The sequence below is a fragment of the Parapedobacter luteus genome (genome assembly GCF_900168055.1).
GTDB classification, from domain to species: domain Bacteria; phylum Bacteroidota; class Bacteroidia; order Sphingobacteriales; family Sphingobacteriaceae; genus Parapedobacter; species Parapedobacter luteus.
On record NZ_FUYS01000007.1, the window covers coordinates 59,275 to 75,355 of the forward strand.

General features: G+C 47.7%; 13 protein-coding genes. 11 read left to right on the forward strand and 2 right to left on the reverse strand.

Translation table 11 applies throughout. The features are described from left to right. Window positions 1–19 precede the first annotated feature (19 nt). The 4 genes from B5X72_RS14070 (at window position 20) to B5X72_RS14085 (ending at window position 3,125) form a co-directional block, all read left to right on the forward strand. Window positions 20–769, forward strand: coding sequence for a 1-(5-phosphoribosyl)-5-[(5-phosphoribosylamino)methylideneamino]imidazole-4-carboxamide isomerase (locus B5X72_RS14070; RefSeq protein ID WP_079717553.1), 750 nt, complete (start codon window positions 20–22; stop codon window positions 767–769). 6 nt (window positions 770–775) lie between these two features. Further along, a complete protein-coding gene (gene hisF, locus B5X72_RS14075) occupies window positions 776–1,528 on the forward strand; it encodes an imidazole glycerol phosphate synthase subunit HisF (RefSeq protein WP_079717554.1) in 753 nt (250 codons plus the stop codon). Between the two features lie 11 nt (window positions 1,529–1,539). Continuing rightward, window positions 1,540–2,124 (forward strand): bifunctional phosphoribosyl-AMP cyclohydrolase/phosphoribosyl-ATP diphosphatase HisIE, encoded by a 585-nt coding sequence (gene hisIE / locus B5X72_RS14080; RefSeq protein WP_079717555.1) that lies wholly within the window; start codon window positions 1,540–1,542, stop codon window positions 2,122–2,124. 62 nt (window positions 2,125–2,186) lie between these two features. After that, window positions 2,187–3,125, forward strand: coding sequence for a WD40 repeat domain-containing protein (locus B5X72_RS14085; RefSeq protein ID WP_176146214.1), 939 nt, complete (start codon window positions 2,187–2,189; stop codon window positions 3,123–3,125). Here the strand turns inward: B5X72_RS14085 and B5X72_RS14090 are convergent. Both B5X72_RS14090 and B5X72_RS14095 read right to left on the reverse strand, forming a co-directional pair. Beyond that, on the reverse strand, window positions 3,117–3,587 hold the full coding sequence (locus B5X72_RS14090; protein ID WP_079717557.1) for a GAF domain-containing protein: 471 nt from the start codon (window positions 3,585–3,587) through the stop codon (window positions 3,117–3,119). The two genes, B5X72_RS14085 and B5X72_RS14090, sit on opposite strands and share 9 nt — an antisense overlap. A 19-nt stretch (window positions 3,588–3,606) precedes the next feature. Continuing rightward, a complete protein-coding gene (locus B5X72_RS14095) occupies window positions 3,607–5,490 on the reverse strand; it encodes a family 20 glycosylhydrolase (protein ID WP_079717558.1) in 1,884 nt (627 codons plus the stop codon). 161 nt (window positions 5,491–5,651) lie between these two features. Between B5X72_RS14095 and B5X72_RS14100 the strand changes: the two genes are divergently transcribed. The 7 genes from B5X72_RS14100 to B5X72_RS14130 all read left to right on the forward strand — a co-directional run bounded on the left by B5X72_RS14100 (window position 5,652) and on the right by B5X72_RS14130 (window position 16,078). Continuing rightward, window positions 5,652–6,725 (forward strand): LacI family DNA-binding transcriptional regulator, encoded by a 1,074-nt coding sequence (locus B5X72_RS14100; protein ID WP_079717559.1) that lies wholly within the window; start codon window positions 5,652–5,654, stop codon window positions 6,723–6,725. Window positions 6,726–7,066: 341 nt separating this feature from the next. Further along, window positions 7,067–10,183, forward strand: coding sequence for a SusC/RagA family TonB-linked outer membrane protein (locus B5X72_RS14105; protein WP_139378703.1), 3,117 nt, complete (start codon window positions 7,067–7,069; stop codon window positions 10,181–10,183). A gap of 11 nt (window positions 10,184–10,194) precedes the next feature. Beyond that, window positions 10,195–11,568: a RagB/SusD family nutrient uptake outer membrane protein gene (locus B5X72_RS14110; protein ID WP_079717560.1), complete on the forward strand. Its 1,374-nt coding sequence runs from the start codon at window positions 10,195–10,197 to the stop codon at window positions 11,566–11,568. A gap of 23 nt (window positions 11,569–11,591) precedes the next feature. Continuing rightward, window positions 11,592–13,055 (forward strand): CBM96 family carbohydrate-binding protein, encoded by a 1,464-nt coding sequence (locus B5X72_RS14115; protein ID WP_079717561.1) that lies wholly within the window; start codon window positions 11,592–11,594, stop codon window positions 13,053–13,055. Window positions 13,056–13,064: 9 nt separating this feature from the next. Then, the gene (locus tag B5X72_RS14120) at window positions 13,065–13,817 is read left to right on the forward strand and encodes a glycoside hydrolase family 16 protein (protein ID WP_079717562.1); all 753 of its coding nucleotides are present in this window, start codon (window positions 13,065–13,067) and stop codon (window positions 13,815–13,817) included. 38 nt (window positions 13,818–13,855) lie between these two features. Next, window positions 13,856–15,418 carry a DUF4838 domain-containing protein gene (locus tag B5X72_RS14125; RefSeq protein WP_079717563.1) on the forward strand — a complete coding sequence of 521 codons (1,563 nt, stop codon included), beginning with the start codon at window positions 13,856–13,858 and terminating at the stop codon, window positions 15,416–15,418. Between the two features lie 18 nt (window positions 15,419–15,436). After that, on the forward strand, window positions 15,437–16,078 hold the full coding sequence (locus B5X72_RS14130; protein WP_079717564.1) for a carbohydrate-binding family 9-like protein: 642 nt from the start codon (window positions 15,437–15,439) through the stop codon (window positions 16,076–16,078). The last annotated feature ends 3 nt before the right edge of the window (window positions 16,079–16,081 follow it).

The following is a 16,081-nucleotide window of genomic DNA, read 5'->3' on the forward strand; positions in this document are numbered from 1 at the left end:
ATCAACCTTTAAAAGAAGTATGTATATCATTCCGGCAATAGATGTATTGGACAAAAAAGTCGTCCGCTTACGTGAAGGCAATTATGATGATGCCACCATATATAGCGTAAGTCTTGAAGAAATGATTGAAAAGTACCAGTCCAACGGTACTGAATTTGTCCATATCGTAGATCTCAACGGCGCGAGGGGAGATCTTTCCAATCAGGCATACCTGCTCGATATTGTTCGTCAAACCGATATGAAAGTTCAATACGGTGGTGGCGTGCGCAGTATAGAGAAAGTAAAGGAATTAGTGGATGCCGGTATACATCGCGTGGTCATCGGTACACAGGCAATTACAAATCCTGAGTTTTTGGATGAGCTTAGCAAGCTCAATCAAGGCAAACGGAAGTATGCAGACCATGTCGTGATTGCCATTGACGTGCTGGATGAGGTCATTAAATATTCCGGTTGGATGGAAAGTTCGCCGGTTAAGTTACTGGACTATATTGACAGATGCCTTTCATTGGGTTTTTTCCGGTTCCTATGTACCGATATCAATAAAGATGGCAAGCTAGGCGGGGCAGGAGTAGATTTGTACCGGAAATTGCTGGATCATTCGCCTATCATTAAGCTGATTGCTTCCGGAGGCATCAGTTCAATGGAAGATATCTATGCGTTGGATGCTATCAAGGTGGAGGCATGTGTGGTAGGTAAGGCTATTTACGAAAACCGGATTACGATCGAACAGATTAAAGAGTGGAATCTCAAATCCCTCATTCGTTTCTAGATAGTCATGTTGGCCAAACGCATTATTCCCTGCCTGGATGTCAAAGATGGGCGGACCGTAAAGGGGGTTAACTTTGTTGACTTACGCGACGCCGGCGATCCGGTGGAGCTTGCTTGGCAGTATTCAAGGCAGGGGGCTGATGAGTTGATCTTTCTGGATATTACCGCCACACACGAACGGCGTAAAACCACAGTGGAACTTGTCAAGGCGGTAGCACGGCAAGTGAATATTCCCTTTACCATAGGTGGCGGTATCAATGAACTGGCCGATGCGGATATCTTACTGCATTCAGGTGCAGATAAAATATCCATCAATTCGGCGGCTGTGCGGAATCCTGCGTTGATTAACGAGTTGGCAGATGCCTTCGGTATACAGTTTGTAGTGGTAGCCGTGGATACACGAAATGTTGGCGGAAAGAATTTTGTGCACCTTAACGGAGGTCGCCTGAAAACCGACATCGAGACCGAGGACTGGATTAAGGAAGCTGAAAACCGAGGTGCGGGGGAAATTTTGTTGACATCCATGGATCACGATGGGACCAAAAATGGGTTTGACTGTGCGTTCTTGAAGAAAATTAATGATAACTTATCCATTCCGTTGATCGCATCGGGGGGTGCGGGAAACAGGCAGCATTTCGTGGATGTGTTTCAGCAAAGCAATGTGGACGCTGCACTGGCGGCTTCTGTATTTCATTACGGAGAGATTTTGATTCCCGATTTGAAAGCGGAGCTACGACGGCATGGAATTGAAGTAAGGTAATTTCTTTGGATATGTTGGATTTTGAAAAAAGCGGGGGCCTTATTCCGGCCATCATACAGGATGCGCAGACCTTGGAGGTATTGATGCTGGGCTACATGGATGAAGAAGCTTGGCGAAAAACCCAAATCGAGGGGCGCGTTACTTTTTTTTCACGAAGTAAAGGACGGCTGTGGACAAAAGGAGAGGAAAGTGGACATTTCCTCCATGTAGTGAGTACACATATTGATTGCGACCGTGACACCATATTGGTCAAGGCCAAGCCTCAGGGCCCTACCTGTCACACCGGGAGCAGAAGCTGTTTCGGTACGGACTATAATCAAAATTTTATCTTTGAGCTGGCAAAAATCATTAATAGGCGTTACGAATTTCCGACGGCTGATTCTTATGTAAATCGATTACGGGAGCGGGGGTTGAATAAAATCGCCCAAAAGGTTGGCGAAGAAGCAGTGGAAACCGTAATAGCTGCGCTGGCTGAGGCGGAGGTGGACTTTATCAATGAAACATCCGATTTGCTGTTTCACCTCCTTGTATTGTTGCGGGAAAAGAACATATCGTTGGAGACTATCGCTAAAAACCTGGAAAGCAGACATCAATAAGCGGGCGGCGGCCGAAGTCCGGTGTCGATGGGCTGGTAGGCATGCTATTACTTGTGAATCGAATGAAACTTGAAGTCTACAAGTCGGGTATATTGTCGGGGCACCAAAATCCGATTTTTGCCATTGAAAATGGCCCTGAACCCCATATCCTATTTACAGCGGGCAATGATAAAGGAGTGGTACAATGGGATTTAGAGAAGATGGCGTTCGAGCGCATTTTATATCCATTGCAATTTTCGGTATACGCACTTCACTTAATTGCCCATACACCGTTATTGGCCATCGGTATGCGCGATGGCAAAGTAGCTGTCGTCGATACGAGCGTACAACGGCTGGCAGCCAAACTTGAACACCATCAGCGCCCTGTGTTTGGCATCAAGACCTTCAGTACCAAGCCCGAGATGGTAGTTTCATCGGAGGATGGGACGGTTTCCGTTTGGAATACGGATACTTTTAGGCTCCTGTATCACTTTCAGGTTTCGGCACAAACCGTGCGAACCATTGCTATCAGCAATGATGAAAAATGGGTGGTATTTGGTACCAAGGACGGAAAAGTTAAGTTGTACAACGCGCTTGACTATTCCTTGGCTATGGAGCTGCCCGGTCACACGATGCCCGTCACCTCACTTTGTTTTTCACCCGATGGACGTTTTTTGCTTACCGGTGGTCGCGATGCACAGTTGAACGTGTTGGATGCCGTAGAAGGATTTTCGCTCGCTAAGGCATTTACCCCGCATTTGTTTACAGTCTATGCTATTAAATACCATCCCACACTGCCAATTTTTGCTACGGGCAGCCGGGATAAAAGCATCAAGATTTGGGGCGCAGATGATTTCAGATTATTGCGAATAATCAATGTTGAGCGGGGATTTGACAGCCATGTTCTTTCCATTAACGATATGGTCTGGAATAGCTATAGAAACCAGCTTGTGTCGGTCAGCGACGATAAGCAAGTGATGGTTTGGGAGATCGCCCCTCAACAGTCGGACAAGTTAAGATAATAAGTTTACGATTTGCGCCAAATAACGCGCATCGACCTCATCGAAATGGTTGAGGTATTCACTGTCCACATCCAGCACAGCAACAACTTCCCCCGCGCGAGTGACCGGTACAACGATTTCCGATTTAGACAGCGAACTACAGGCAATATGGCCCGGGAAAGCGTCGACATCCGGCACAATGATGGTTTCTTTGCGTTCCCAAGCGGATCCACATACCCCCTTACCTTTGGCGATGCGTGTGCAAGCCAGCGGCCCTTGGAAAGGTCCGAGTACCAATTCGTCTCCTTTAACGATATAGAAGCCCACCCAGAAGAAATCGAACTGGGCCCTGAGCACCGCTGATAGGTTGGCCATGTTGGCCACGAGGTCTTCTTCGCCTGCTACCAGCGCTTCCAGCTGAGGGAGCAGCGCTTGGTATTGTTCTTCTTTAGTGCCAGAAGCAAAATTAAATTCTTCAGCCATGGTGTATGATTTTAGCGTGTTACTTTGCAGTTGTTTCGGGCGATTTGCTGTTGATAATAACCGCGCGGACATAGTTGCTGTGTCTTCCTGAAGGCGCAACCACTATAGCTTTAAATACCCGCTCTTTGCCTTTGGGTACAACCACTGTTACTCCGTCTCGGTATTCGAGGTCGGTATCTGTGGGGTTGAAGTTGTTAATGGTGTAATAGATCTTGCCCCCTAAAACCGAAGGTTGAAGCCCTTTGAATACATATTCGCTGGCATAAATGACGGTGTCTTTCAGCCCGATGACTTCCGGGACGCGATACACCGTTTCCGTTTGGTCTATTTTGGCGAGATGTGCCGGCACGCGCACTTCCGAAAAATCTTTCCAGTTTTTGCGATCAGGGGTTGTCCATGCGATTTCCGAGAGGGCATATAGGCGCGGTAATAGCATGAACTCCACTTTTCTGTCGGTTTCCATGTATTCGGTCCACATATTTGCTTGTACACCAAGGATGTGCTTTCGCTCAGCTTCCGAAAGTGCTTTGGGGGTTGGGTCCGCTGCGTACACTTTTTCCAATGGAGCGTAACCGCCGATATTCAACGGTTCACGGTGTGTGTCGGGCCCCTGTTTGTTATCGAAATAAAGCCCATAGGTATGAGCCGTCATAATGACGTCATGACCTTGCTTAGCGGCAGCCCTGGCGCCTTCGTCGCCTCGCCAACTCATCACCGTCGCGTTGGGCGCTAAGCCTCCTTCCAATATTTCATCCCAGCCAATGATACGGCGCCCCTTGGCGTTGATATATTTCTCCATCCGTTGGACGAAATAGCTCTGCAGCTCGTGTTCGTCTTTCAGCCCTTCATTTTTCATGCGCTTTTGGCAGTATGGGCAAGCCTGCCAGCGCGTCTTAGGGCACTCGTCTCCCCCGATGTGGATGTATTCACTGGGGAACAGTTCAATAACCTCATCAATGACGGCTTCCAAAAAGGCAAAAGTCTCTTCTTTGCCTGCACAGAATACATCATCGAATACGCCCCAAGTCTCAGCGGTTTTATAAGGCCCCGGGTTATCACCACATCCCAAATACGGATAGGATGCCAGCGCAGCTAACGCGTGGCCGGGCATCTCAATTTCGGGGACAACATTTACATAGCGTTCCGCAGCGTAGGCAACCACTTCCCGGATCTCGTCCTGCGTATAGAATCCGCCGTAAGGTGTCGCATCATAGTCGCCCTGCTGTTTGTTGTTGCCGATGAGTGTTTGCGCACGGTAGGCGCCTACCTCGGTCAGTTTAGGGTATTTTTTAATCTCGATGCGCCAGCCTTGGTCTTCAGTAAGGTGCCAATGGAAATTGTTAAGTTTATAGGCCGCAATAAAATCGATATATTTTTTAATGAATTCGATAGGAAACAGGTGTCTGCACACGTCGAGGTGCATGCCGCGGTAGCGATAACGTGGTTCATCCCTGATGGTGACAGCAGGAATGGCCGGTTGGGCATCGTCCTCTTTTGGCAGCAATTGCGTCAATGTCTGCATCGCATAAAACAGCCCAGCGTTTTTACCTTGCAGGTGTACCCGGTCCGGCGCTACAACCAGTGTGTACGCCTCGTCATTCGGTAGCCCTTCGGTTCCTTTCGAGGAAAAATAGATAACGGATTCCCCCACTGCCTCGCGTTTGACGGGAAGGGTGATCTGCAAGGCTTCCCGGACATAGTCACCGAAAAATTCAGCTACTTTTTTGTCAGATTCGCTGTCGTATCCGATGGTGGTCGACGCATTGATGACAAATCGGCCCGGTTGTACCGAGATTTCCGCGGGAGCCGGGATGATGGTAAGATTCGGTGCCTGTTGTTGAGAACGAGCAACGAGGGTGCACAAAGCGATAATGAAGATTGGCGATAGGTGTTTAGCAAGCATATTTAGCTATTTTTTAACGTAGACAACCTGTATTCGGCGCCAAATATAGCAATCGCATTGTATAATGTTTCACATGCAGTGCATTTTGAAGGTGGTCCGAATAATGGCAAATTTTGGAAATTCGCTAAAACGTTTATTTTTGGCCTACCATATCAGAGGCTATGAAGAAAGAACGCGCCGAAGGCCAACTATCGGGGGTTAAGGAGATTGCCCGGCGAGCTGGAGTGTCGATTGCCACGGTAGATCGTGTGATCCACAACCGAAAAGGTGTATCGGAAGCCACCCGGCAGCGAATCAATGAGATTATTGAAGATATTGGCTTTCAGCCGAATATTTTAGCCAGTAGATTGGCTTCAAAGAAGACAAACCGATTTGCGGTCCTGATTCCCAACGCCAGCGAGACAGACTATTGGGAAGCACCCCGTAAGGGGGTTGAGCGAGCCTATCAGGAAATCAAGCAGTACGGTATTCAATTAGAACAGTTCCTTTTCGATTTAAATGACAAAACGACCTTCGCTAAGCACGCAACCACGATTTTGGATGGTGACTTTGATGGAGTGGTGCTGGCTCCGTCCTTTGTAAATGAGGCGAGAAAGTTTACGGCGGCCTGCGAATCCAGAAAGATTCCTTATGTATTCGTTAACTCAGATGTGCCCGGTGCGGAGAGCTTGGCGTATGTTGGCCCTCATTTGTTCAAAAGCGGACGCTTGGCAGGGCAGTTGATCCGTTTCGGCGTCAAAAGTGGTAAGGTGCTGCTCGTGAATATTTCTAGGGAAATCGACGCTTATCACCATTTATTGAGAAAAGAAGAGGGATTCCGGTCATATATCAATAGAACAAACAAAAAGAATAGCGTCATCCATATCGAAAAAATTGACATCACGGTCACAAATGATAAGGCTGTTGGCGAAGCAGTGGGAGCTGTATTGGAGGCGCATGCCGACGTTGCCGCCATTTTTGTGACCAATTCACGCGTGCGTAGCGTTGCAAAGTACCTTCGCAAACGCCGGAAGAACAAGCTCACCCTTATTGGCTATGACCTGATCGAGGAAAATATTGGTTACCTTACGGAAGGGACAATTGACTTTTTGATAGGGCAGAAACCAGAAGAGCAAGGATATTTAGGGCTTATGGTGTTGTTCCAGGCCGTTGTAATGGGTAAAAAGATTGACAAAGAACAATACATGCCGATAGACATTATTACTAGGGAAAACGTCGAATTTTACAAAAATTGAACAATAATTCGTGTCTCCGCGGCCGGGTGCTTCCGGATATTTTTTCTCGCGATCACATGCGTTTGCGTAACTTTTTTCAAAATAAGTTGCAGAAATAAAAATTAATGCGGTATTTAGCGGGTACGTTACCGTTAACCATTATAGACCTCATATATTAATAGAGGCGAAGGCTGTAATTGTTTTGATGCGTTTCAATTCGTTTTCTGCGGGTACGTTACCGTTTGGGATTGTGCGGCAGATAGCGCAACTTAGATAAGATGCTTTACTTTAAATACATGTTTCTTTTTTCGGGTACGTACCCGTACTTAAATTCGCAAATAACTAAACTAAAATGATGTTGTATGATCAAGGGAAACAACAACCGTCTGCTGTTATTTTTTACCGGAAATAAAAAATTTGCAGCACTCATCATCGTTTTCATGGTCGGCTTGCTTACAGTGGATGATGTAGCTGGTCAGGAAAATACCGTTCGAGGCAGGGTGACAGACCTTGCGGACGGTCGCGCCATTGAAGGTGCGAATGTCGCTATCAAAGGGACTGCGGGGGGAGGCAGCACCGACGCTACCGGCTACTATATGTTGCAGGGCGTTTCAGCTGGTGATGTGCTTGTTTTTAGTTCTGTGGGTTATGATACAAAGGAAGTCACCGTTGGATCGCAGACAACGATAGACGTTGCTTTGGCTGAATCTATCAACCTCTTGGAGGAAACAGTCGTAGTCGGCTACGGTCGTCAGAAAAAACGCAATCTAACTGGGTCAGTCGTGTCCGTCGGCAGCGAGGAGATCGCCAAAACTGCACTGCAAGATCCGATTTCTGTACTTCAAGGACGTGCTGCGGGCGTTCAGGTAACGTCCAATTCGGGTGCCCCCGGAGGCGAAATGACGATCCGGGTCCGCGGTAATTCGTCGTTGAATTCGGGTAATAATCCGTTATTCGTGGTTGATGGAATCCCCATCGAATCCGGTTCGTTATCTTCCTTAAACGGTACAGAAAACTTCGGTTTGAATCCGCTGGCAGACATCAATCCCGGAGACATTGAGTCTATCGAAATCCTAAAAGATGCGGCTTCTACCGCCATTTATGGTTCGCGGGCGGCGAATGGCGTGGTCATGATCACGACGAAACGCGGCGCCGAGGGCAAAGCACAGGTGAATCTGACCGTGAATAGCGGTATCAGCGAGTTGACACGCAAGTTGAGCGTGTTGAATGCAAGCCAATACAGAGACGCTGTGATGGAGTCCTATATGAATATGGATAACCCTGAACAGCCGTACTGGACCGTGGTGGACTCGCTTAATCCGATGAATAACGGTGATGTAGATTGGCAAGACGAACTGATGCGAGCTGCTGGGCAATATCAGGTCAACCTGGCTATCCGGGGTGGTACCAAAAACACCCAGTATGCCTGGAGTTCCTCGTATCTCGACCAAGATGGTATTATCATCAACTCGAACTACAAGCGTATCACATCGCGGTTGAATGTAGATTTTAATGTTACGGATAAATTAAAAATAGGGCAAAGCATTTCTTACACAAATGGCCTGAACAATCGGATTAACGCAGGTGGCACTGGAAATCTAAGCGTCATACGCGAGTTGTTGGTGCGGCCGCCTATCATGTCTATGTACCTTCCCGATGGCTCATTGAACGGCTATTCTTTGGGAAGGCGTAACCCTGTCGGTATCGCGTTACATGCCACACATTTGAATAAGAGCAATCGGATCGTCGGTAGCCAGTATCTGGAATATCAGATTATTGAAGGGTTGAAGTTCAGGAGCAACCTGAATTTCGATTTCACCGCTATGAAAGAAGATGAATTCATGCCCTCGATCCTGGATTACCGCGAAGGGTATAATACCGGTGCTGTACGTAGCATCAATAACCTGACTTGGGGAAATGAGAATTTTTTCCAGTACGACCGCACATTTGGTGATGGGCATCATGTGGGAGGTGTTGCTGGGTTCAGCTTCCAAAATTGGCGATACGAACGGACAGGATTGAATGGATCATTTTTCCCAAGCGATGACATCCGTACGCTGAATGCTGCAAGCGTAATTTCCAACAAAGATGCAAACGGGATGGATATAAACGTGGCTTCGGAGCACGCGATGCTGTCTTATTTCGGAAGGGTGATGTACGACTACCAAGGTAAGTACCTCGCCGAGATAAATCTCCGGGCAGACGGCTCATCACGTTTCGGACGTGATAAGCGGTTTGGTTATTTCCCATCAGCGTCAGTAGGCTGGCGCTTCTCCGAAGAAGGACTCTTCAATGATCTGAGCTTCCTGAACGACGCGAAGCTCCGGTTTAGTATTGGGTCGACGGGCAATGAAGCTATCGGCGATTACACGTCACAAGGGGAGTTTCTGGTTGGGACAAACTATTTGGACTATTCCGGCGCTGCGCCGACTGTGATGCCCAATGCTGCATTGACATGGGAAACGACCACGCAGTATAACGCTGGGTTGGACATCGCCTTATGGGCCAATCGCCTAATCTTGAATGTCGACGCATACCTTAAGGATACCCGTGACTTACTGTACAGCGTGCCGATACCCAGGGAAACCGGATTTGCATCCATCACCCAAAACATCGGTAGTATCCGAAACAGGGGCATTGAATTTTTGGTGACAAGCCGGAACCTCGTTGGCGAATTCCAGTGGAGCACCAATTTTAATATCAGCGCAAATCGTAATAAGGTGATATCGCTGCCTGAAAATGTGCTCACCAATGGCTTTATCCAGAACGGGGCTTACCACATCCTGAAAGAAGGATTACCCATCGGGATTTTTTACGGGTGGAGGTTCGATGGTGTATATGCCCGGGACGAAGACAATGTCAATGGAGTCACTCACGGTGCACAAGGTCCTGTGTTCGCAGGAGGTGATCCCATCTGGCACGATCTGAACGGCGATCATATTATTGATCAGAACGATCGCCAAATCATCGGAAATGCCGAGCCTAATTTCTTTGGCGGGATATCCAATGATTTTTCTTATAAGAACTTTTCGCTGAATATATTCTTCCAGTTTTCACAAGGCAATGATATATACAGTGAGATCAATCATCAGCGCAATGCGATTGTCCGCTACAACAACCTTTCTACAGATGCGTTGCGGCGGTGGAGGCAGCAAGGCGACATTACCGACTTCCCGAAACTCATACGTGACGACCCAAAACAGTCTGACAGTAGGGTTCAAAGCAGGTGGGTTGAGGACGGTTCGTACATCAAGTTGAAGAATGTCAACCTCCGGTACCGTTTTGCGCCGAGCCTGATTGACCGGATTGGCCTGAGGCAATTGGAGGCATTCGTGACGGCAACCAACCTGATCACTTGGACCAAGTACACGGGCTTCGACCCGGATGTAAATTCATATGCCGGATTGCGCGTGGGCGTGGATGAAGGATCGTACCCGCAAAACCGGTCGTTTATTTTCGGAATCAATATTGGGCTTTAAATCACACACCGATGAAGACAATTATAAAGAAAATTGGGGCATTGACCGTCGTGGCGGTGATGGCCTCTTGTGCGGATACCCTGTTGGACAAGGAGCCGATCAGTAACTTTTCTGCGCAGGGTTTTTATAAAAATACCAGCGACGCGCAGGCGGGCGTTTATGGCATCTATAATGCATTCCAGTCGGCCTTTCGTTTGAATTTCGCCCTGTGGGGTGAAGGCCGCGCTGATGCTGTGGGTTCGAACGCTGTAGGGGATCCGGCCGCACTCCGGCAGAACACGTTGACTCCGATCATTAATTCTGCCAGATGGGACAACCTTTACACGGTAATCAGTAGGGCCAATTATGCGATTAAGTATATTCCGCAGGTATTTGGTGGGGCGGATAGTCCGTTGCGAAACCAGTTATTGGGACAGGCATATGCCCTTCGCGCCATCGCCTACTTCTATGCGGTGAGGGTTTGGGGCGATGTGCCGTTGATTCTTGAACCTTATGAAAGTATCGACCAGGAGCTATTTGTCCGCAAGACCGATCGCGAAGCTGTGTTGGACCAGATCGAGGAAGATTTGACGTTTGCTTCGGTTAATTGTGCTGCAAGCTACGGAGGCGAACGCGACAGGGTGCTGATCACGCGCGGCGGAGCAGATGCCTTTTTGACCCATGTATACATGTGGCGAAAAGACTATGCAAATGCCATCGCTGCCGCCGAGCGCGTTATGGATAATCCGCTATATTCGCTCGTGACCATGGGCGATTGGACGAATGTTTTTGCCATAGGCCTTTCTTCAGAGAGTATTTTTGAGGTAGGCTACAATGAAGTCCAAACCAATTCGCTGCGGATTTTGTACGCTCTGGGTTCAGATAGTTATTATTTCCCCAGTGAGCGGTTTATGAATTCATTTGAGGAGGGTGACCTTCGAAGGCCCCGTATCTACGACATTACGGCCGTACAGCCGCGTATGGTTTGGAAGTTTTTTGGCGAAGGATTCAATGATGAAAGTCCTGATCCTTCTGCGAATAATATTGTGCTGGTACGGTTGGCAGACATCATGCTGCTAAAAGCAGAGGCTCACGCGCGATCTGGCCAGCCGGAAGAAGCGCTGCCCCTCCTGAACGAAATCAGGGAGCGTGCGGGTTTGGCATCACTCGACCAAGCTACGGCGGAATCGTTGTATGGCGATATCGAGTCAGCTATTCTGCATGAACGATCGATTGAGCTGTCGTTTGAAGGGCATCGGTGGTTCGATTTGGTACGCACTGGCCGGGCGATTGAAATTATGCAGCCCATCAACGGGCTGCGTGATGAGGCCAATATCCTGTGGCCAATACACGAGGAAGCCATCAACCGTAATCCCAATCTGGAACAAAATGAATTTTATAGATAACCTCATTTTTGAGCTTTAAACGTATGATGATGCAAAATAATAAATTCATTAGGCAATTTTTGGTTGTTTGCATTGCCTTATTGGCATTGGCAAGTGGCTGTGAAGTCCAGGAGGACTTCACATATAAGCCCTCCGGGGTCGATGGAAAATTGGGTGTAACTGCATGGGAATTTATTCAGACCAGCAGTGATTTCGAACAGTTAAGGACTGCAATTATACGTACAGGACTTCAAAACCTGTATCAAGATGAGGAAAGGACCTTTATTGTGCCCAACAACAACGCCTTCAGCACATACTTGCAAAATAGCGGTTACGGCTCTATTGACGATATACCCTTACCCATATTGCGCAATATGCTGCGGTACCACGTCGTCAGGGAACGCATTATCTTTACTGATCCGGACATCGTCCGTGATCGTCCCCTTCCCTATGAGACCGAAAATGGACAGCTAATGTACCTCTCACGCAATAACAATTATGTAGGCTTGATTAATCAAGGGACCTCAAGGCAATGGGAGATCCGTACATCCAACTTGGAGCCAACCAATGGGGTGATGCATGCTGTCGATTTCATCGTCTATTTCTCCGCTCCAGCGATTGATAACAGTACGGAGACCACCTTGGATCGGGATACGATCTATCCGTTGCATGATTCGTTTGTAGCTGGTGATAGCCCTGGTGAATTATATGGGAATACGAACTATGGGGCGAATCCACTTCTTAGGCCGAAATATGCTAGTCCAACAGGCAATTCGGCCTACGACAGGGTTGCATATCTAATGTTTGACCTTGAGGATTTTGAAAAACCGGGTATCGTCGTGGATATGCAACTCAGACTGGCGGTCAGTTTCACCACCGGAGATGGCTATACATTGGATCTTTACAAAGCAGCAAACAACAATTGGACGGAATCAACTATCACATTCAACAATGCTCCCGGTCGCGCTGGAGATCGTATTTCATACGTTACTACGTCTAAAGTGGATGCCTTCAATTTTGATATTACAGATTTCTACAAAAATGAGTCACCGAGTGGAAGGGTTTCCTTTACGGTGGAGAGTGGTGCCGCTCCTGCTGGCAACAAAACTGATGATTTGGCCTCAAAAGAACATGCCACGCTGGCGCCACCCATGATCATCGCAACATTGGCAACAAATCAAAATGAGTTGGTTGTAGAGACAAATGAACAGGCCACGGTTTCGAACGGTGGCTCGGTAGTCATCAATACGGACCTCTTGGAGATAGCCGGTGCCGATGCTGGCGATATCATCTATACTGTGGAAACTGCACCCTTAAAAGGTTGGCTCATAAGAGGCGCCGATATTATTGGGCAGGGTGGAGAGTTTACGCAGGCGGATCTCCAGTCATTGAGCCTGCTTTATATTCACGATGGTGAGAGCAGCGGAGAGGATACCATGGTCTTATCTGCGAGGGATAGGACAGGTGCAGAGATAGAAGATATCCGGGTATCCATTAATATACAATAACTCGACTGTATGGGACCATTTTTTAAAGTATTTAAAACGTTAAGTATTGTCATGGTCGTTTTGTGTTCATGCGGCGACAAGGCGCTACCAGAAGATGCTCCTACGTACACCACCCGTATCGTTCAGTTTTCTGGATTCGATTGGGTCGTACGCACATCGGGCCAAAACCAAGAAGGCCCCGGGCCAAATTATTTTTCGGATTCGGAAGAAAACGTATGGGTGGACAATGACGGTCGCTTGCACCTGAAAATCATCCAAAAGGGTGGCAACTGGTATTGTTCAGGCGTCTCATTGCGCCGTTCCCTGAGCTACGGTAAGTATGTTTTCTATGTGTCGAGCCGGGTCGATGAACTGGATCAGAACGTAGTGGCAGGATTGTTTACGTATATGAACGATGAAGAGGAAATTGATATTGAGTTTTCCCGTTGGTCAGCGCCAGATAACGAAGACGCCCAGTTTGCCGTGCAGCCCTCGCATCTGCCCGGCAATAAAGTGCGGTTTGATCTGAATCTAACCGGATCCTATTCAACACATGCTTTTGATTGGCAGCCTGATCGGATCGATTTTGTCAGCTTACGCGGACATGGTTTAACACCAACAACAGACAACTTGATTCACCAGTGGACGTACACGGGCGCAAATATTCCGCCTGACAGTGAAGAACGATTGAAGATCAATTTGTGGCTATTCAGGGGGCAATCGCCAGCTGATTTGAACGAGCAGGAGCTGATCATTGAACGCGTCGACTTTATAGCGAATTGAACTAATTTCGTGCAAAAGAACAAGTAAGAAAAGGTATTATGTGTAATTTTCACCTGATTAAATTTTTGTTGGTATTTCTGGTACTCACCGGTGCGTCGTCCAGTCAGGCCACTCCGAAAGAAGTTTCGGATGATTTCGAGATTAAGGGCTTTCACCTCGATTTGCGCATTCAGGTCATGACGCCCCAAGCGCTCAAATCTTTTGCAAAAGAACTTGCTGATTTCGGCATCAACACCTTGGTAATGGAATGGGAGGGAACCTATCCCTTTAAAAAGCACGCGATAATCGCCAACCAGTATGCGTATAGCCGCGAGGAGGTAAACGACTTTATCGCTTACTGCGATTCATTGGGAATCAGTGTTATCCCGCTCCAACAAACGCTTGGGCATGTTGAATATATTCTGCGTCATCCACGGTATAGCCTGCTGAAAGAAGACCGTAAAGATATCTCTCAGCTCTGTCCCATGGAGACAGATGCCAGCAAAGCGCTTTTCAAAGAATTGTTCGCCGATCTGGCTGACACCCATCATTCAGATTATATCCATATCGGAGGGGACGAAACCTACCTGTTGGGGCATTGTGAAAAATGCGCCCGAAAGGTTGCTGAAGCAGGCAAATCCAAACTTTTTGTCGATCACATGAAAATGATAGCACAATTGGTGGTTGATTTGGGAAAGACACCTATCATGTGGGCAGATATCATATTGAAGTACCCCGAAGCGGTGGCAGAGTTACCTGATGAAGTCATATTTGTCGATTGGAATTATGGGTGGAAAACTAACCATTTTGGCGACGTTGCAGCACTTCAACAACAAGGGTTCACGTTTTGGGGAGCTCCATCCATCCGCTGCCATCCGGATAACTGGTACGTCACCGATTGGATGACTCACTTCAATAATCAACGTGATTTTATTCCGTATTCGCGAGAGGCGGGTTATCGCGGAATGGTCATGACCTCGTGGTCTACAACCGGCGTCTATGGTTTCATATGGGATGTAGGATATGATGTGATCGACATGATACAGGTACGGAATACCTATCCTTTGGCCGGATTCCGGATCTTGATTGCCAGTTATGCTCAAGCATTGGCATCTTCTGAACCGCTGGACGCGCAGGCATTTGTATACACGTATGGCAAAGACCGTTTTGGACTGACGGCAACGGAGGCCGACGCGCTTTGGTCATTTTTCGCGGCACCGCCCGTGCTGATCACGGATGGCAAACCTGCCGATGGCAGCACCATTGAAATGCTTATTCAAAATTATACAAAGGTACAGCAAGGGGTAAATACCTGTAGCCCCAAGCGAAACCAGCGAGAGTTTGAACACTTCAAGCTGATGGTCGATCTGCGCATGCATTACCTGGCTTATAAAGCTATTGAAGCAAAATACAATGCAGCGGATTTCGATCCGGCGCAAACCCCGGAATTGCTTACGGCAATTCATGCTATATTAGCTGATGCCGATGTACTTAACCAGCGGTTCGAAGGGTTGATGTCGGGTTTTCTTTATCCAGCTGAGATCGCCGAACAAAATCGGTGGCGGGTTGAGCAGGTTCACGTGCTTTATCACCGATTGGCCAAGTTAAAAGATGCCGAATAATAACAAGTGTGTATCGGCATGAAAAGATTGATTGTTCCGTTTATTCCGGTAGCCGGCGTGCCATCACCACGGGAGGTCATGCCGTTGCTGGAGACCGTGCAAAAAACGCCCATTGATGTAAATCCTTGGCCGCAATTTGTCCACGACGTGGAAGCAAATGTCACAATAGCTCACAATGGCAATGCGATTTTTTTGAAGTATGACATTGTGGAAGCGCACGTGACGGCAAGAGCCACTACAAATGGAGCTGTTCATCAAGACAGTTGTGTCGAATTCTTCGTTTCGTTTGACGGTATCCTGTATTACAACTTGGAATTCAATTGCTTGGGTTGGTGCAAAGCCGCTTATGGCGTGATGGGGCCCGCAAGGAAGTTACTACCTGAGCACACTGTCAATTTAATCGCCTCGGCGACAACGATGGATGTGGCGAGTGTTGGCAACAAGAAGCGGTTTGCGTGGCAGATTGTGTTGGCCATTCCTGCAGCATTGTTCTGTTATCACAATATATCATCATTTAAGCGAGTAAAAGCGATAGGGAATTTTTATAAATGCGGTGACGGATTACCGACAGTACATTACCTGTCATGGAATCCGATTCGGTTTGAAACACCCAATTTTCACCGGATAGAAGATTTTGGACAAATTGAATTTGGGGCTTGAATG